General features: G+C 45.6%; 16 protein-coding genes. 6 read left to right on the plus strand and 10 right to left on the minus strand.

Going from position 1 to position 17708, the window contains the following annotated elements:
• Positions 1-226 precede the first annotated feature (226 nt).
• The 6 genes from menC to bslm_RS14955 form a co-directional block, all read right to left on the minus strand.
• Complete coding sequence (gene menC, locus bslm_RS14930) at positions 227-1342, minus strand: o-succinylbenzoate synthase (protein WP_003229057.1); 1116 nt, start codon at positions 1340-1342, stop codon at positions 227-229.
• Positions 1339-2799, minus strand: coding sequence for an o-succinylbenzoate--CoA ligase (locus tag bslm_RS14935; protein WP_003229056.1), 1461 nt, complete (start codon positions 2797-2799; stop codon positions 1339-1341). The genes menC and bslm_RS14935 overlap by 4 nt, the downstream gene beginning before the upstream one ends.
• A 90-nt stretch (positions 2800-2889) precedes the next feature.
• Positions 2890-3705 (minus strand): 1,4-dihydroxy-2-naphthoyl-CoA synthase, encoded by an 816-nt coding sequence (gene menB, locus bslm_RS14940; protein ID WP_003229054.1) that lies wholly within the window; start codon positions 3703-3705, stop codon positions 2890-2892.
• 34 nt (positions 3706-3739) lie between these two features.
• Complete coding sequence (gene menH, locus bslm_RS14945; RefSeq protein WP_004398592.1) at positions 3740-4564, minus strand: 2-succinyl-6-hydroxy-2,4-cyclohexadiene-1-carboxylate synthase; 825 nt, start codon at positions 4562-4564, stop codon at positions 3740-3742.
• The gene (gene menD / locus bslm_RS14950) at positions 4552-6294 is read right to left on the minus strand and encodes a 2-succinyl-5-enolpyruvyl-6-hydroxy-3-cyclohexene-1-carboxylic-acid synthase (protein ID WP_003229050.1); all 1743 of its coding nucleotides are present in this window, start codon (positions 6292-6294) and stop codon (positions 4552-4554) included. Before menD ends, menH begins: the two co-directional genes overlap by 13 nt.
• Entirely contained in the window at positions 6291-7706 is a 1416-nt protein-coding gene (locus bslm_RS14955) for an isochorismate synthase (RefSeq protein WP_004398674.1), read from the minus strand. The genes menD and bslm_RS14955 overlap by 4 nt, the downstream gene beginning before the upstream one ends.
• 289 nt (positions 7707-7995) lie before the next feature.
• Between bslm_RS14955 and bslm_RS14960 the strand changes: the two genes are divergently transcribed.
• Complete coding sequence (locus bslm_RS14960; RefSeq protein ID WP_003229046.1) at positions 7996-8715, plus strand: yteA family sporulation protein; 720 nt, start codon at positions 7996-7998, stop codon at positions 8713-8715.
• A gap of 8 nt (positions 8716-8723) precedes the next feature.
• On the opposite strand, the gene bslm_RS14965 is transcribed toward bslm_RS14960, so the two are convergent.
• Positions 8724-9542: a UTP--glucose-1-phosphate uridylyltransferase gene (locus bslm_RS14965; protein ID WP_003229044.1), complete on the minus strand. Its 819-nt coding sequence runs from the start codon at positions 9540-9542 to the stop codon at positions 8724-8726.
• A 171-nt stretch (positions 9543-9713) separates the two neighbouring features.
• On the opposite strand from bslm_RS14965, the gene bslm_RS14970 reads away from it, so the two are divergent.
• From bslm_RS14970 to bslm_RS14980, 3 genes are read left to right on the plus strand one after another with little or no spacing between them, the layout of a single operon-like run.
• Positions 9714-11000 carry a UDP-glucose dehydrogenase family protein gene (locus tag bslm_RS14970; RefSeq protein WP_004398478.1) on the plus strand — a complete coding sequence of 429 codons (1287 nt, stop codon included), beginning with the start codon at positions 9714-9716 and terminating at the stop codon, positions 10998-11000.
• Complete coding sequence (locus bslm_RS14975) at positions 10997-11947, plus strand: NAD-dependent epimerase/dehydratase family protein (RefSeq protein ID WP_029318306.1); 951 nt, start codon at positions 10997-10999, stop codon at positions 11945-11947. The genes bslm_RS14970 and bslm_RS14975 overlap by 4 nt, the downstream gene beginning before the upstream one ends.
• Before the next feature lie 2 nt (positions 11948-11949).
• On the plus strand, positions 11950-13173 hold the full coding sequence (locus tag bslm_RS14980) for a glycosyltransferase family 4 protein (RefSeq protein ID WP_003229035.1): 1224 nt from the start codon (positions 11950-11952) through the stop codon (positions 13171-13173).
• Between the two features lie 73 nt (positions 13174-13246).
• On the opposite strand, the gene bslm_RS14985 is transcribed toward bslm_RS14980, so the two are convergent.
• Genes bslm_RS14985 through cotSA form a run of 3 tightly spaced genes read right to left on the minus strand, consistent with a single transcriptional unit; the run spans position 13247 to position 15883 of the window.
• A complete protein-coding gene (locus bslm_RS14985) occupies positions 13247-13678 on the minus strand; it encodes a hypothetical protein (RefSeq protein ID WP_004399071.1) in 432 nt (143 codons plus the stop codon).
• Between the two features lies 1 nt (position 13679).
• A complete protein-coding gene (cotS, locus tag bslm_RS14990; RefSeq protein ID WP_003229031.1) occupies positions 13680-14735 on the minus strand; it encodes a spore coat putative kinase CotS in 1056 nt (351 codons plus the stop codon).
• Positions 14736-14749: 14 nt separating this feature from the next.
• Complete coding sequence (cotSA, locus tag bslm_RS14995; protein WP_003229028.1) at positions 14750-15883, minus strand: spore coat protein CotSA; 1134 nt, start codon at positions 15881-15883, stop codon at positions 14750-14752.
• Positions 15884-16072: 189 nt separating this feature from the next.
• On the opposite strand from cotSA, the gene cotI reads away from it, so the two are divergent.
• Positions 16073-17146: a spore coat kinase CotI gene (cotI, locus tag bslm_RS15000; protein WP_082098081.1), complete on the plus strand. Its 1074-nt coding sequence runs from the start codon at positions 16073-16075 to the stop codon at positions 17144-17146.
• Positions 17147-17225: 79 nt separating this feature from the next.
• Complete coding sequence (locus tag bslm_RS15005; RefSeq protein ID WP_003229024.1) at positions 17226-17693, plus strand: TspO/MBR family protein; 468 nt, start codon at positions 17226-17228, stop codon at positions 17691-17693.
• Positions 17694-17708 lie beyond the last annotated feature (15 nt).

Below are 17708 nucleotides of genomic sequence, written 5' to 3' on the forward strand. Positions count from 1 at the left end.
TTCTTAGACATGTGACATTAAATTAGCCAAAAGCATGTTTTATTTACACAGGACAAAAAGTTTCCCTCATGCAAAATTATCGCGTTTGGCCATTTTTGTCAAGCTGATTTACATAAAAAAACCGGCTGGGTCAGCAGCCGGTCCAAACGAGAAGGGATGTATTCAACGAACACTTTTACTGTAACAGCACAGTGTCATTTATTCAAAATAGCAAAATGCTTTTTTCTTAACCATGCTGTGTGAAAACATCCATTTTGGTCACATATTTTCGCATAATATCTTGGTTTACCTCAACCCCTAAACCAGGCTGTTTTGACACAGAAATAAATCCATTATCAATACGAATATCAGGAGTTACAATATCTTCATCCCAATAGCGTGAGGATGAAGATATATCGCCAGGTATTGTGAATTGAGGCAGTGAAGCAAGCGCCACGTTCTGCGCTCTTGATATGCCTGTTTCCAGCATTCCTCCGCACCAAACCTGCATATGATGCTCTTTGCATAAATCATGAATTTTTAAGGCTTCTGTTAAGCCGCCGACACGAGAAGGTTTTATATTAATAATTTTGCAGCTTCCTAGCTCAATCGCCCGTCTCGCATCATCAACTGAACAAATGCTCTCATCAAGGCAAATGGCCGTTTTCAAATGTTTCTGCAAGTGGCGGTGGTCAACGATATCGTCAGCTTGGAGCGGCTGCTCAATCATCATTAAATGATAGTCATCAAGCTCCTTTAAACGGCTGATATCCTTCAGTTCGTAAGAGGAATTGGCATCGGCCATAAGCGGGATGTTTGGGAATCGGCTGCGGATGGCCTTGACCAATTCCACATCCTGCCCAGGCTGAATTTTAATTTTTATTCTTTGATAACCTTCTTTTTGATAGCTCTCAATTTCCTTCAGCATATCGTCAAGAGGCGCCAGGCCGACTACCACCCCGGCAGGGACTTTATCTCTTGTTCCGCCCAATGCCTCAGCAAGGGATACGCCCTTCTTTTTGGCATAAATATCCCATACAGCCGATTCAAGTCCCGCTTTTGCCATCCGGTTTCCTTTATACCGCGCCAGGCTGTCCGGCACTTCTGAAGGGTGATTGAATTCACGGCCGACGACATTTGGGATAAAAAAATCTTTTAGCATATGCAAACATGTTCCAATGGTTTCCTCGGTGTACCAAGGCGAAGAGAAAGCGGAAACTTCTCCCCAGCCTGTGACACCTGATGTATCAATGGCTTCCACGATCAGAAATTTACGCTCTTGAAGCGTTTCGATACTGTTTTTAAACGGTTTCTTTAAGTTCATGCTCAAATGGTAAAGCGTGATTTTTTCTATTTCGATCATAGCAGTTCTCCTTTACGCGCATCCTTCAGCTGATTTCGCAAGAGCTTATTAGACGCATTGCGCGGCAGGCGGTCAAGCACAAAGAATTTTGCCGGAATTTTATACTTCGCCAAGCGTTCTTTGCAGTAGTCAGTCAATTCTCCTGCGCTCACAGGCTTGTGAAGGACAAGATAGGCGTGAGGCACTTTCCCCCATTTTTTGTCCTCAGCCCCTGAAACCCCGGCTTCGGCCACAGCGGGGTGTGAAAGCAGCACTGACTCCACTTCGGCCGGATAAATGTTTTCTCCGCCGGATATGATCAGATCTGAACGTCTGTCTAATACATATAAAAAGCCTTCATTGTCCAAATAACCAAGATCACCTGTTTTCAGCCAGCCATTTTGAAAGGAGGCTTCGTTTGCGCTCTCCCGGTTAAAATAGCTTTTCATGACATTCGGGCCTTTGACCATGATTTCACCGTGTTCATACGGTTCACATACCTGTCCGTCCCGCTCTATTTTGATTTCACACGAAAACAGCGGTTTCCCCGCAGATCCGAGCTTTTCCATGCTGAATTCCGGCGACAGGGTAACAATTTGCGAGCATGTTTCTGTCATTCCATATGACTGAAAGACAGGGAATCCTTTCTCACGGCATTCCTCAAGCAATGGCAGCGGTGCAGGACCGCCGCCGAGAAGAATGCATCTGATGGATTCAGGGCAGCGGTTTGTTTCTTCCAAAAGACTGGCCAGCATAGTCTGCACCGCAGATATCATTGTCACTTCATGCCTGTTGATAGAATGCAGCACATCGCTTACGGAAAAACGCTGGTGAAGCACGACAGTCATTCCATAGATCACAGATTTAAATAATGCGGACAATCCGCTGATATGAAAGAGCGGCAATGCGATAAGCCAGCGGTCTTGTTCTGTTATACCCAAATTAAGAGCGGACGACACCGCACTGAAATAATGGTTTCCGAACGTTTGCTGAACTCCCTTGGGCTTTCCTGTCGTACCCGACGTATACATCAGCGTTGCCGTTGCATCCATTTGCATATAAGCCTCGATCTCAATTTCCTCTGCTGCTTCTTTCATCAGTTCATCCACATCAATCGTTTGAACGATGTGTTCATATTCTTTCTTCTCAAAGCTTGAATCTGTCAATAAAAAGCCGGATCCCGAATCCTCCAGCTGAAACAGCCTTTCATGTGTTGACAGCTTCGTATTCAAAAGCACCGCCTTAACACCAAGCAAAAAACAAGCGTGAACAGCGTATACCATTTCTGCACGGTTTTGGAGCAAAATAGCTGCAGTATCCCCTTTCCGAACCGAATGAGCGGCAAGCTGTTCCGCCATTCGTTTAGACGCGGCAAACAATTCTGCAAATGTCACGGTTTGGTCTTCATAGATGAGAGCGATTCTCTCAGGTGTCAGCTGTGCCCGCTGCATGAGCCAGTTGGGCTGTTCTGTCAGCATGTCATCATCTCCGAGGTAAAATGTCTGTATTGAAAAGAAAACAGCTTGGACCGCAAAGTCTCAAGCTGTTGGTTTACTAGATATTGCTGATCACGGAAAACGAGGGAACTGTCCGAAATCAGGTTTGCGTTTTTCCTTAAAGGAATCACGGCCTTCTTTTGCTTCATCTGTTGTGTAGTAAAGAAGGGTAGCATCCCCTGCAAACTGCTGAATTCCAGCAAGTCCGTCTGTGTCCGCGTTAAACGCAGCTTTAAGAAAGCGCAGTGCGGTCGGGCTTTTTTCAAGCATTTCTTCACACCATTTAATCGTTTCTTCTTCAAGCTGTTCCAAAGGAACGACTGTGTTGACAAGACCCATGTCCAGTGCTTCCTGTGCGTTGTACTGACGGCATAGGTACCAGATTTCACGTGCTTTTTTATGTCCTACAATTCGAGCCAGGTAGCCAGAACCGTAACCTGCATCGAAGCTTCCCACTTTAGGGCCTGTTTGTCCAAAAATTGCGTTGTCCGCAGCAATTGTCAAGTCACATACGATGTGAAGCACATGGCCTCCGCCGATCGCATATCCGGACACCATCGCAACAACCGGTTTCGGGATGACGCGGATTAAACGCTGAAGATCCAATACGTTAAGACGAGGGATCTGGTCGTCTCCTACATATCCACCGTGGCCGCGCACTTTTTGGTCTCCGCCAGAACAAAATGCTTTGTCCCCTGCACCGGCAAGCACGATAACCCCAACGTTTTGGTCGTCTCTTGCGTCAGCAAACGCATCAATCATTTCAGCAACCGTTTTAGGGGTAAACGCATTATGTACCTCAGGTCGGTTGATTGTTATTTTTGCAATGCCATTATACGTTTCATACAATATCTCATCGTATGTCCGTTTTGTTTTCCATTCAGCCATATGATGACCTCCTTTTATTCTCTATGTGAATGAGTCAGATGCTTGTCAAAAACTCACTCACTATTTTACCAAACAATCGCGGCTGCTCCACATGGACCGTATGTCCTGCTTTTGGAACAATCTCTATTCTACTAGAAGGAAGCATCTTATGCACCTCTTGATTGATGGCGCAAAATTTTTCGTCCCACTCCCCGCAGATCAGAAGCACAGGAACATCTATTTCCTCTACACGGCTCCACAAGGAAGGCTGTGAACCGGTGCCCATGCCGGTTAAACTGTTCGCAAGCCCAATCTTATTGTTCCGCAGACGGCCCGATCGTATCCTGTACCGAATATCTTCAGCCAGCCTCTGCTGAGATGAAAACAAAGGGATATTCTCCCAATACGCAACAAACGCTTCGAGCCCGTCTCGTAAAATAAAATCAGCAAGCTTCCGGTCCCGCATGATTCGTTCCCGCCGTTCCCCAAGTGTTTTGAGCCCCGGCGTCGTGCTTTCAAGCACAAGTGCCGATACCCGCTCGGGATATGTCATCGCAAAAGAGTAAGCAAGCCTTCCTCCCATAGAATACCCAATCAATTTCACTTTGTGAAGTTTTAATTGATCAAAAATCTCGGCAAGGTCAGAAACTTGCCGGGTTGTGCTGTATCTTTTCCCATTCAGCGGGGCATCGGTTTCCCCATGCCCTAAACAATCAATTTTGATCAAACGGGAATCAGGCAGCATTTCATCAAGAAAAGTCCATGATTGTTTGCTGCCGGTAAACCCATGCAGACAGACGACGGCTTCGGAAGCATTCGGTCCCTCGTCTGCCACTGCATATCGGACACCATCTGATACCGTTATGTTTACAGTTCCCATTGTTTTTTCACTTCCCGCACAGCCTCATTCAGCATATCGCGATGAAGCTGGACTCTTGATTGGCGATCCGTTTTGATTTCAATCAAATGGAGTCCGGGCTTGTCTGCCTGCGGCGCGTAAGCTGTTTTGAATTCATCCCAAGAAGCCGGGCATGAATACGTTCCGCCGTAAAGTGCAGCCGCATGCTTGAAATCGAGCCCTGTCGGTGTGCCGAACAAATCTTCAAAGTGTGTCTTCTCAGAAGCCTGCGGCAAAAAGGAGAAAATCCCTCCTCCGTCATTATTGACAAGAATCACAGTAAGAGGAATACCCAGCTTTTTGGCCGCCAGCAGGCCGTTTAAATCATGATAAAAAGATAAATCTCCAATCACAAGGGTAACAGGCGCTTTTGTTCCTTCACATACCCCCATGGCAGAGGAGACGACACCGTCTATCCCGTTTGCTCCCCGGTTTGAATAAATCCGGAAAGGGCGGTCCTGCTTTTCAAAAAACGTATCAACATCCCTGATCGGCATGCTGTTTCCCACAAACAGCGAGCTGTTTTCAGGCACAAGATGCTGAAGGATTCGATAGAGATTGCCTTCAAACGAAACATCTTCACTGCTGATTGTTTGCAGATGCTCGCGGAACCGCCCATTGACAAACTGCCACTTTTCCAGCCACTCTGAGGATCTGGTGGCAGCAGTAAGGCCTGCCATGATCTCCTCAGCAAAAACAGACGCATTACAATGAATCATATGCGCGCTTGCCTGTGTCGGGTCTCTCCACCCTCCATCCTCGTCAATCACGATTTGCTGAATCGTCGGATCATCCTTAAGCCATAAGAAAACCGGTTTTGAAACAGGCATCGGTCCAAACCGAATGACAACATCAGGACGGAGTTTCCGCTTCAGCTCATCATCTTTTAAAAACGAATCATACGCATCAATAACAGTGCTTTTATCATGAACACCATTCCGCAGATTAGACAGCGGATCTGCTAAAATTGGATACTGAAGCGCTTTTGACAGCGCAATAATGTTTTCCTTGTCCGCATCACTATGGAGCTCTCCGCAGACGATCATTCCTTTTTCAGCCTCTGCGAGCATCTCAGCCACATCAGACAGGGACTCTCGGTCAACAGACTGCGTACCCGTTTTCACAGACACATGACGGCCTGTTCTCATTCTTCCAAACGGCTCATCTGAAAGATCCGGCATCAGCGGTTCGCGCAGCGGCACATTCACATGGACAGGCCCCATCGGGCGCTTTTGTGCTTCTCCGGCAGCGCGGCTTGCCAGCGTTCGGATGTATCTCAGCATTTGCGGAGACTCTTCAGGAAGAGCAGAGTCTGTGAAAAACTTAACAAAGTTACCGAATAAGAAGTGCTGATTAATAGCCTGCGGTGCGCCTACTTCGCGCAGCTCATGAGGCCGATCAGCAGTTAACACAATAATAGGCACCCTTGAATAATGGGCTTCAACCACAGCCGGATAAAAGTTGGCCGCGGCTGTTCCAGATGTACAGATCAATAGTACGGGACGCTGCTTCGCTTTTGCCAAACCTAATGCAAAAAATCCGGCAGACCTTTCATCAATTTGGACATGGACGCTGATATCGGGATGCGCAGCACAAAGAACAGCCAGCGGTGTAGATCTTGAGCCCGGACAAACGACGGCGTCCGTAATTCCGGAAAGGGCGAATTCATCAATAAAACTTCCGATGTAATGAGTAATCGGGTTGACTGTCAACGCCTCTCACCTCCTAATGCAGAGATCATCGGCTTCAATTTAATCTGTGTTTCTTCATATTCCGAGATTGGTTCCGAGTCTTCCACAATACCGCACCCGGCAAACAGCCTTGCTGTGCTTCCTTCGATGAGCCCTGAACGAATGGCGACCGCGAATTCCCCGTTATCCTGGCTGTCAATCCAGCCGATAGGGGCCGCATACCAGCCGCGGGACATCGGTTCAATCTCCCTGATCACGTCAACAGCTTTTTCCTGAGGTGATCCCCCAAGCGCGGGAGTGGGGTGCAGCTTCTCAATTAAGTCAAAAATCGAAGCAGACTCGCGCAGCTGTCCGACAATCGGCGTAAACAGGTGCTGAACGCTTTTTGTTTTGTACAAAACAGGTCCATCAGGCTTTTCAACCTCTGAACAGCTTGATACAAAAGCATTATGAATCATACCTACCACAATATCATGCTCAAGCAGGTTTTTCTCATCGTTTAATAATTCAAGGCCTATCCGGCGGTCGTCTTCTTCATTCACGCCTCGTTTAATGGAGCCTGCCAGACAGGAAGACATGACAGTGCCGCCGTCTCTTTTGATCAGTCTTTCCGGAGACGCGCCGACAAAGGTTTTGCCTTCTTGTTCAATTGCAAAAACATAGCTTGTCTGCTGATCGTCCAGAAGCGTTTTAAGCACCGGTTCAATTTGGATTGGACCGTCAAACGTGAGCAGCAGCTCTCGGGCAAGAACAACCTTATCATATTGTTTCTCTTTAATTTGGCTTGTGGCCGTTTCGATTGCTTTCAGCCAATCATCCTTATCCAGCTCTTCGGCTGCTGCAATCACAGCCTGATCTTCTTGCTTGAAATCGGGAACCATAAATTCCGCCGCAAAAGCTTTTAAGCCTTCTAAAACAGCTTCTGCGTCTTCTCCTCCGCTTACCCATCTGTTAACTGTTAAGAACGGGCCTTCAGCAGTCATCGTCAGCATAAGCGCAGGCACAAAGAAATCCCCTTCCGAGAAATGGTCCCATTGTGAACCTCTTTCTTCGCAAGGGTCAAAAGAAAATCCTCCGAATAACACAGGTCCCACTGCAGAATGCTGCAGCTTTTCTTCTTCATAAATATGAAAAGCCGTCTTTTTAAAGCGCTCCCATTGTTCAAAAACCTCACGATACCGCTCGCTGTTTTTTTGATTTGTCTGGAAAACCGCTTCTTTGCCAAGACCGACTATTGTCAATTCACTTTCAGGATCTGACCAAAAAAATCGATTGCCTGTATATTTTTTTGCTCCGTAATTGAAAAATGATAGAGGGTCAAGAGACTCGATTTGTCTCGAATAGCTTATTAAGACAGCATGGTTGACTTCTTTGGCTTTATGTAATGCATGTAGAACTTCCTTTCGGAACGTACGCTGCACCGTTGTCACCATGAGACATTCCTCCATAATCCTTAAAATGCTTTTAATACCATACACCTGTGTCTCCTTTGTGTCAAACACAGATCATGCAGTCCAAATGGCCTGCCTTACCTATTATAAACCTAATTTCAGAAATGAAAAAGAAACAAAGCTTAAATTTCTTTCTCCACTGATAGCAAAGGTTGTATCCGCTTACCATAAAAGGAAAACCTCCTATATTCCTCCACCCGCCATTTATGAAAGTTCTCAGGCGATCTGTTCATACTAAAGGTATGCATCACAGAGAAACGAGGCGATCACATTGCTTACGAAAGAACAGCTTCAGCATTTAAAAAATGAACTGGAACAAACGAAAAAAGATATCTTAAACCGTTTCAAAGACAATGATCATTTTCAGCTTAACTCAGCCTTTCCTTATGATTCGTGGGGTGAGCTTTCGGCATACGACAACCATCCCGGCGATCAGGCGACAGAACTTTACGAGCGTGAGAAAGACATCGCTCTAGACTTGCATGAGAGAGAGCACCTTCGGGACATTGAGCATTCATTGAAGGCGATAGAAAACGGTACGTATGGCATTTGTGAAGTCAGCGGAAAGGAAATCCCTTTCGAACGACTTGAAGCGCTTCCGACTGCCACAACCCTCGCGGAGTATTCGTCACAGGACGTGGTTTCCAAAGACCGTCCGATTGAAGAAGAAACACCATTCGGGCAATTTGAATTTGATGATGATGAAGAAATCAGAGCGCCATATGACAGTGAGGATTCCTATCAGGATGTCGAAAAATATGGGAACTCACAAACGCCGCAGGATATGGAAAACCCTCCGCTCAGCTATGATGATATGACGATGAATGCCGAAGAGAATATCGGCAATACGGAGTCTTACGAAAATTTCATCGCTACAGATATCACTGGGAAAGAAATTACCGTTTATCAAAGCAGAGCCCATGAGCGCTATGAAGAAGAACTTGACGAAGAGGGAATCATGACCACATTCGGCGATCTCCACGCTGATTGAACCCCCAATTATTGGGGGTTCTTTTCCGTTTTCAGCATATCGTAAATCAGCTTCAGATAATCCTTTTGCAGGCCGATGTCATACCGCTCGCCCTCTAGCAATTTCCCGTATACGGTACATGCCCCGAGCGAAGCTTTTATCGCATCCGTTACCTGCACTTCTCCTCCGCTATCAGCTTCTAATGCCTCCAGCTCATTAAAAATATCCGGTGTGAAAATATAACGCCCTGCTGCGGCAAAATGAGACGGAGGGTTTTGTTTAGGCTTTTCCACAATATCCTGTATGCGATAAAGCCCTTTTTCAACAGGCTCCCCTTTTATCACCCCGTAATGATGTAAATCCTCCGTTTTTGTTTCTTTTAAGCCGATCACACTGGACTGATATTTCGTATACGCTTCAATCAGCTGCCCCAAAGCCGGCTGATTGGCGGAAAAAATCAGATCATCTGGCAAAACGACGGCAAAAGGCTCTCCTCCTGCAAATTGCTTTCCGAAAGAAATGGCGTCGCCAAGACCCTTTGCATAAGGCTGCCGCACATAGTGAATCCGTATATCCGGAATGGGATGCTCTCTAAGTAAATGCAGTTTATTCTTAGAGGCCAAAAAAGCCTCAAGTGCCAAAGAGGAATCAAAATAGTCGACAATCAGATTTTTATGGCTCGATACAACCATCAAAATGTCCTCAATGCCTGACTCCTTTAATTCTTCAACAAGATAATGAATCACAGGCTTAGATCCTACCGGAAACATTTCTTTCGGAATCACCTTCGTCACCGGCAGATTTCTCGTGCCGAATCCGCCTGCAGGAATGATCGCTTTTTTTATCATGGTATTTTCCCCTCAGCTCATGTTTATTACATGATATTCCAAGAGCGCATCCCGATGTTTGTACATCTGAAATTAGGCGGAAGCAACTGGGCAGAAAGCGGAATCACGAACCAGCCCTTTTTTAATAGGATATTGATATATGACCAGTAATCTTGTAAAGGAGCTCAGGTGATGAAAATTTGTGTGGTTGGCGCCGGGTATGTCGGTTTAACCCTATCAGCGGCACTGGCATCCATCGGACATGACATGATATGCACAGACAAAGACGTCAAAAAAATCGGGCAGCTGAAAAAAGGAGTCATTCCCTTTTACGAGCCTGGGCTTTCAGATGCAATACTTCGTTGCGGCAATCTCTCGTTTTCTTCTGAAGTGAAATCGAGCATGGAGGAATGTCCCGTTATTTTTATCGCAGTCGGAACTCCGCCGCGTTCGGACGGATCAGCTGATACGAAAGCCCTGCAGTCCGTCATCGGTGATTTAAGCGAGGCGATCCGATCGTATAAAACCATTATTACGAAAAGCACTGTTCCGCCCGGGACAAATGAAAACATAGCAAAACAGCTGATTGCCTCCGGAGTGTCTAAAAACCTCTTTAATATCGTATCCAATCCGGAGTTTCTGCGGGAAGGCAATGCCTTATATGACATGCTGCATCCTGACAAAACAGTCATCGGTGTTCAGGAAGAAGATCACGTATCGGCAGCCATCGTCAAATCCATTTACAAACACATTGATACCCCTTTTATCGTTACAAGCTTAGCGGGAGCAGAGCTGATCAAATATGCCAACAATTTCTTTTTAGCGGCCAAAATTTCGTTCATTAACGAAATGGCCCGCATATGTGAAGCCTATCAATCAGATATCTCAGATATTTCCCGCGCTATCGGTCTAGACCCAAGGATCGGGAAGCACTTTTTGCAGGCAGGCATCGGATACGGAGGCTCTTGTTTTCCAAAGGATCTGCAGGCGCTGCAATTTGCTGCCCAGGAAAAAAACACGGAGACCTTCCTGCTCCGGGCCGTGCAGCACATTAATGACACCCAGCTTGGCCTGTATATCAAAAAAATACAGTCATTCTTCGAAACACTTCAAGGCAAGAAAGCGGCTGTACTCGGCATTTCCTTCAAACCGAATACTGATGACATCCGGAATTCTCAGGCTGTCAGACTGATGGAAAGGCTGGCGGAGCTGGGATGTGATGTTCATGCATATGATCCTGAAGCTGTACTTCCAGAACATTTGCGGCAACATGTAACTCAGCATTCTCAAGCTTTTGATGCGATCGAAGAGAGTGACTTTTTATTTTTGGCGACAGAATGGTCTGAGTTTTTAGCGTTTGATTGGAAAAAGGCTGCAGATATCATGAAAGGGCGTCTTGTGATTGACGGACGCAACGTACTAAAAAAAGAACTGATCGAGGCTTGCGGCCTGATCTGTACGGGAGTTGGCCGTCCATGAAAATACTCGTCACAGGAGCAGCGGGCTTTATCGGCTCCCACCTCTGCGAAGAATTACTAAAAGATAAGAAACATAACGTTATCGGAATCGATGACTTTATCGGTCCTACTCCATTTTCCTTGAAATTAAAAAACCTTAAAAACCTGCTGCCGGAAAAGCGATTTACGTTCATAAAGGAAAATCTGCTGACAGCCGATCTTGCTCCCTTACTGGAAGGAGTGGACGTCATCTTTCATTTGGCGGCCATACCGGGTGTCCGCTCAAGCTGGGGCAATCATTTTCACCCATATGCCGCACATAATATCCAAGCGCTCCAAAGGCTCCTCGAGGCGTGCCGGGAACATTCTATTCAAACGTTCGTCTTTGCATCCACCTCTTCCGTCTATGGCGAAAAACAAGGAAAAGTCAGCGAAAACACGTCGCTTTCTCCTTTATCTCCGTACGGGGTAACAAAGCTTACGGGAGAAAAGCTTTGCCATGTGTATAAACAGAGCTTTGGCATTCCAATTGTGATTCTCCGTTTTTTTACCGTATACGGGCCAAGACAGCGGCCGGATATGGCTTTTCACCGGCTCATTAAGCAGCACCTTCAGCAAAAGCCGCTTACCATCTTCGGTGATGGGCAGCAGTCAAGAGATTTCACTTATATCAGCGACTGTGTCAAAGGCATCACCGCTGTTCTTGGGAAACCCCACCTTATTGGTGAAACAGTAAATATCGGCGGCGCAGAGCGTGCCTCAGTCTTAAAAGTTGTCTCCCTCATTGAGGATATTTCCGGGAGAAAAGCAACACTGCACTTTTCGGACAAAATAGCAGGGGAACCGAGCAACACGTGGGCGGATATTTCAAAAGCAAAACAGCTCTTGCATTATGATCCCGCCACATCCTTAAAGGATGGCTTGACCAACGAAATCGCCTATTTATCGTCGCTGTATCAGGGGGAATAAAAATGAAGCTTGCCTTTATCTGTACAGAAAAGCTGCCGGCGCCCGCAGTACGCGGCGGCGCTATTCAAATGATGATTGACGGTGTCACGCCCTATTTCAGCAGCAGGTACGACCTGACCATTTTTTCAATAGAAGATCCATCGCTCCCAAAAAGAGAAACAAAAGACGGCGTACATTATATCCATCTGCCAAAAGAACATTACCGCGAGGCGGTAGCCGAAGAGCTGCGAGCCTCTTCCTTTGACCTCATTCATGTGTTCAACAGGCCTTTAAATGTCTCTTTATATAAAAAAGCCTCACCAAACAGCAAGATCGTTCTGAGCCTGCATAACGAAATGTTTTCTGAAAAAAAGATGACCTTCGCGCAAGGAAAAGAAGTACTCGACAATGTCTCCATGATCACAACAGTGAGCGAATTTATTAAACAAACCGTCATTGAACGTTTCCCTGAAGCCGAGGACATCACAAAAGTTGTGTATTCCGGCGTTGATTTAAACTCTTATCCGCCCGTCTGGACGATGAAAGGCTCGGCTGTCAGAAAAACATACCGGAAAAAATACGGTATTGAAGATAAAAAAGTTATTTTATTCGCCGGCCGCTTAAGCCCGACAAAAGGGCCTCACCTTCTCATTCACAGCATGAGACGGATTTTGCAGCAGCACCCTGATGCTGTACTGGTCATAGCAGGCGGGAAGTGGTTCAGCGATGACAGCGAAAACCAATATGTCACCTATCTGCGCACGCTGGCGCTGCCATACAGAGACCACATAATCTTTACAAAATTCATTCCCGCAGACGATATCCCAAACCTTTTTCTGATGGCAGATGTATTTGTGTGCAGCTCTCAGTGGAACGAACCCCTCGCCCGTGTGAATTATGAAGCAATGGCGGCCGGCACGCCCTTAATTACCACAAACCGGGGCGGAAACGGTGAAGTCGTAAAACACGAAGTCACCGGCCTTGTCATCGATAGCTACAACAAACCTTCTTCATTTGCAAAAGCAATTGACAGAGCCTTTACAGATCAAGAATTAATGAACAAAATGACAAAAAACGCCCGAAAGCATGTAGAAGCTTTATTTACCTTTACCCATGCTGCCAAAAGGCTCAATACTGTTTACCAATCCGTTCTGACCCCGAAAAACAAACAATTTCCGCCGCCTTTTCTGACGCAAAATTTTGATTTATCATCTATCAATCAGCTTTTTGTGAAAGCAAAAACATAAAACCTACAGCTCGTGTTGCAAAACGGGCTGTTTTTTCGCTACAGAGAACTTAAAAAAAGGCATAAATGTGACTTTATGCCTTGCGCTTTACAGTTTGAGAAAACCATGGAGCTGGTTTAGATTCACTTGGAAGAATGATGATTTCCACTTTAGCTTCTTCCGCTAAGTCTGGTTCTTCATCTTCATCCTCTTCTTCATATGGGGGCGCTGAGCGTTTCGAATCACGCTCCTCCTCAGGCTCCAGAGTGGTTTCGAATTTTGTTTCTTCTTCATCATCGACGATTTTGCGATCTGTTTCCTTTTCCTTCGTTTCTTTTTGATATTCTTTCGGTGCATTGATGTGAGGGAGCTCTCGAATGCTGCCCACATCTAAATGCTTCTCCTCTTCTTCCTTCTCAGCTGAGATTGAGTCATGAGCCTGCCATCCCATCGGTCCAGGCGGTGTAAATACGAATTGGTCGAGATCCAGTTTAGAAATAGAGGCTTTTTGTCTCGATGACCTCATGTCAATTCGCCTCCCGATACGCTTTTATCTTTTTATACAGTTCCGGCAGTTTATCCAAAAACGAATCTTTAGATTCTTCAACAGAAATCATGTTTTGCAGCGCCCAGTTATACTTCTCATCTGACCACGTTTTCTTTTGCTTCAAATAATATTTGTGCCCGATTGCACAGAACAAATGCGGAAACGCGAGATCAATCCAAAGTACCTCGTACTGTTTTTCTGTGAGCGGATACACTGCGTCGTAGGCCGCAAGCAGTGCAACCATGAAATCAGTATCCCATACAGAAAGCTTAACCATCACTTTATTCAGCAGAATACGAAGGTCTCTTGACGGCAAATCGTAGGTAATCGAGTGAAGCTCCTTTAAAAAAGGCTCCCCTTCGATCTCAGTCAAACGTGCCAATGTAAAATCCTGAAAACAGAATCCGCCATGCTCGAGTGTCTCTTTTGTCCAGGTTTCGTATTCTGAGTCATCAAGCGCTCTGAGAGCTTCTTTTCCTCTTGCCAGCATTTTATCAGCATGTTTTAAGAAAGTTTGCGAAAATACGTCATCAGGATAGGATGCTGCGATCTGCATATTCCCTTCAAGTTCCTGCAGCTTCCAACGGTACAATTTGTGCCATTTTCCCAGCCTGCTTCTCTTCTTGCTTTCATCTGTGCAAACATATCCTTTTGAGGCATGATGAAAATGGCCGGCAAATGACATGACTTTTTTCATTTGCTCTGCATCATAGTAAATCATTTCTTTTCCTGTCACTTTGTCATATAAACTGTAAGAAACCTGATCCGTGCCCAAGCAGCTACCGCCATTTTTTGTTTGATGAATCGGCGCTATCGGCAGCCCTTTCTCTTGTAAATGGGCGTGTGCCTGAGTGATAAAAAGCATCCGCTCCGGTTTCATTTGCGCTTCTTTTAGCAGCTTTGGGCCATGATCAGTTTCGACTTCCCAGATTTTGCGCCCGCTTTTGTTCGATTTCAGCGCCACATGGTCGATATGAAACGGATAATAACTGAGAATTTCGGACACAATCTGTTCTTCATGCTCTTTTTGGTACACTCTGTTCACCCCTTCTATCTGTTCTTTTCATAGACGCTGAGCAGATTTTCAGCCACCCTCTGCCAGCCAAAATTGCTTTCTGCCTCACGGCGGCTGTATTTCCCAAGCCGTTCCCGCTTTTCCGAGCTGCTCAGCAAATCATTGATACGTTCGGCATATTGTTTAGGATTTTCAAAGTCATGAATGATGTAGCCGTTTTTCCCTTCCTCTATGACCTCTGGATTGCCTCCCCGATTGCTTGTAATAATAGGAAGTCCCGCAGCCATCGCTTCATAATGCACCCTTGCTAAAGGCTCCTGCCATTGCGAAGAGCATACAAATACATCTGACATGGTATAAAGGCGCGGAATGTCCTTTGGCTTCACAAATTGAATAAATGTGACATGATCCTTTTGCATCGCACCAAGGGTATGAAGATGTTTGACATAGTTATTTAATTCATTATCTCCGAACCATTTTGACCCGATAAACACCATCATGACATCGGGGTGCTCCTCAATGATGTCCGGCAAAGCCTGCAATAATATGTGCGGGCCTTTGACTTTGCTAAGCCGGCCGACAAACAAGACGATTTTTTTGCCGTGAAGCCCCAGCTCGCTTCGCATCTCTTCGCGAGCTCGCTGCCCTTCATTCGTCCAGCGAGGGTGGTACGTTTTTAAATCCACACCAGAATACACCGTTTTTGTTTTTGATCGTGCTGACGGAAAACGGCTTGTGATCGTCTGTCCGATATAATCGCTGACCGTAACAATCTGCGCTACGGAGTCGATGCAAATCTCGCCTTCCGCCTGGCTGATTTTATCGTAAGCGAACATTTCATTGTGAACGCTTAAAATAAAAACAGCATCCGGCGCCTGTTTCTTCAATTTCGGAACCCAGCTTGGGCGATTACAAACATGCACAAGATCAAAACGGCTCTTTTTCAGCTCTGCTCCAACGGCTTCTTCATAACGGTCTTCATCCAAATGCACATAATGGACACCGTCTACCTTCTCTCTATCAGCGAGATTCGGATCTTTAATAGAAAACACAGTCACCTCATGTTTTTTTGCAATTAAAGGGGCAACCGCTTCGAGGTAGATTTGAATGGCGCCTCCTCGAACCGATGGGACAGGAAGCTTCTCTGTGGCGATCAGTGCTATTTTCATACATAGCCTCCATTCCTGCATGATTTTTAACTAGTTAGAATCATGATACGGCTGAACAACCAACTTGTGCGGAATGGGACTGCCCTAAAAACAAAACGGGTAAACAACCAGATTCATCTATTAAATATAGTCAAATAACTCAATCATTTTTTCCTTTTGATTCATAAGGTAGGAGTAAAACAGGTAAGGATGTGTCCTTTAATGGCAGAAAACCATGAAGTCATTGAGGAGGGGAATTCATCAGAGCTTCCTTTATCAGCAGAAGATGCAAAAAAATTAACGGAGCTGGCTGAAAATGTGCTTCAAGGATGGGATGTGCAGGCTGAAAAAATAGACGTCATTCAGGGAAACCAGATGGCGCTTGTCTGGAAGGTCCACACAGACTCCGGCGCGGTTTGTCTAAAACGAATACACAGGCCAGAAAAGAAAGCGTTGTTTTCCATTTTCGCGCAGGACTATTTAGCAAAAAAAGGCATGAATGTTCCTGGCATACTCCCAAACAAAAAAGGCAGCCTATATTCCAAGCACGGCTCATTTCTATTTGTCGTATATGACTGGATCGAAGGAAGGCCGTTTGAGCTGACTGTAAAGCAGGACTTGGAGTTTATCATGAAAGGCCTTGCTGATTTTCATACAGCTTCCGTCGGATATCAGCCGCCAAATGGCGTTCCCGTATTTACCAAATTAGGTCGCTGGCCGAATCACTACACGAAACGATGCAAACAGATGGAAACGTGGAAGCTGATGGCGGAGGCGGAAAATGAAGATCCTTTCTCACAGCTTTATCTTCAGGAGATAGATGGCTTTATTGAAGACGGGCTGCGCATCAAAGACCAGCTTTTGCAGTCGACCTATGTTCCATGGACTGAACAGCTGAAAAAAAGCCCTAACCTTTGCCACCAGGATTACGGAACCGGAAATACACTCTTAGGGGAAAATGAACAGATTTGGGTCATTGACTTAGATACCGTTTCATTTGATCTGCCTATTCGCGATTTGCGCAAAATGATTATTCCGCTTTTGGATACGACGGGCGTTTGGGATGAAGAAACATTTCATGTCATGCTGAACGCATACGAATCCAGAGCCCCATTAACTGAAGAACAAAAACAAGTCATGTTTATTGATATGCTGTTTCCTTACGAGCTTTACGATGTCATTCGCGAAAAATACGTCCGCAAGTCTGCTTTACCGAAGGAAGAATTAGAATCAGCTTTTGAATATGAACGCATTAAAGCAAACGCATTGCGGCAGCTTATTTAAGACCATCATTTCCCCCGCATATCGGGGGTTTGATCTTTATAAGATAAAGGGTAATTAAATACATGCGGAGGTTGCAAATATGAAAAAGATTGTCGGCGCTTTAGCCGTTTTTGTGATTACATATGCGCTGTTTTCAGCCGCAGGCTACCTGTTTCCTGTGGACCAAGAATGGTACAATTCATTGAAAAAACCGGACTGGACGCCAAGCGGAACTGCGATCGGCATCATTTGGGCCATCCTGTTTGCCCTGATCTCCCTTTCAGCAGCCATTGTATATGCTGCGTTTTCATTTAAAGGTGCGAAAAGCTTTTGGTTTACACTTTTGATAAATTACGTGCTCAATCAAGCCTTCAGCTATTTCCAGTTTACGCAAAAAAATCTGCTGGCTGCATCGCTTGACTGCCTGCTTGTCGCCATCACAGCAATCGTATTACTGATCATTGCCAAAAAATACAGCAGAGCCGCAAGCTATCTTCTTTTGCCTTATTTTTTATGGAGTGCATTTGCGACGTTCTTATCCTTTACAATCAATTCAATGAATCTGTGAACAAAAAAAGCCGCT

Source organism: Bacillus sp. LM 4-2 (assembly GCF_000978495.1).
GTDB lineage: Bacteria > Bacillota > Bacilli > Bacillales > Bacillaceae > Bacillus > Bacillus subtilis.

Coding starts and splice junctions, on each gene's coding strand:
- bslm_RS14980 (WP_003229035.1), top strand. CDS start 11,950: ATGAAGCTTGCCTTTATCTGTACAGAAAAGCTGCCGGCGCCCGCAGTA.
- bslm_RS14965 (WP_003229044.1), bottom strand. CDS start 9,542: ATGATAAAAAAAGCGATCATTCCTGCAGGCGGATTCGGCACGAGAAAT.
- cotSA (WP_003229028.1), bottom strand. CDS start 15,883: ATGAAAATAGCACTGATCGCCACAGAGAAGCTTCCTGTCCCATCGGTT.
- bslm_RS14970 (WP_004398478.1), top strand. CDS start 9,714: ATGAAAATTTGTGTGGTTGGCGCCGGGTATGTCGGTTTAACCCTATCA.
- menC (WP_003229057.1), bottom strand. CDS start 1,342: ATGATCGAAATAGAAAAAATCACGCTTTACCATTTGAGCATGAACTTA.
- bslm_RS14935 (WP_003229056.1), bottom strand. CDS start 2,799: ATGCTGACAGAACAGCCCAACTGGCTCATGCAGCGGGCACAGCTGACA.
- bslm_RS14985 (WP_004399071.1), bottom strand. CDS start 13,678: ATGAGGTCATCGAGACAAAAAGCCTCTATTTCTAAACTGGATCTCGAC.
- bslm_RS14955 (WP_004398674.1), bottom strand. CDS start 7,706: ATGGTGACAACGGTGCAGCGTACGTTCCGAAAGGAAGTTCTACATGCA.
- bslm_RS14975 (WP_029318306.1), top strand. CDS start 10,997: ATGAAAATACTCGTCACAGGAGCAGCGGGCTTTATCGGCTCCCACCTC.
- cotI (WP_082098081.1), top strand. CDS start 16,073: ATGTGTCCTTTAATGGCAGAAAACCATGAAGTCATTGAGGAGGGGAAT.
- menH (WP_004398592.1), bottom strand. CDS start 4,564: ATGGGAACTGTAAACATAACGGTATCAGATGGTGTCCGATATGCAGTG.
- bslm_RS15005 (WP_003229024.1), top strand. CDS start 17,226: ATGAAAAAGATTGTCGGCGCTTTAGCCGTTTTTGTGATTACATATGCG.
- menB (WP_003229054.1), bottom strand. CDS start 3,705: ATGGCTGAATGGAAAACAAAACGGACATACGATGAGATATTGTATGAA.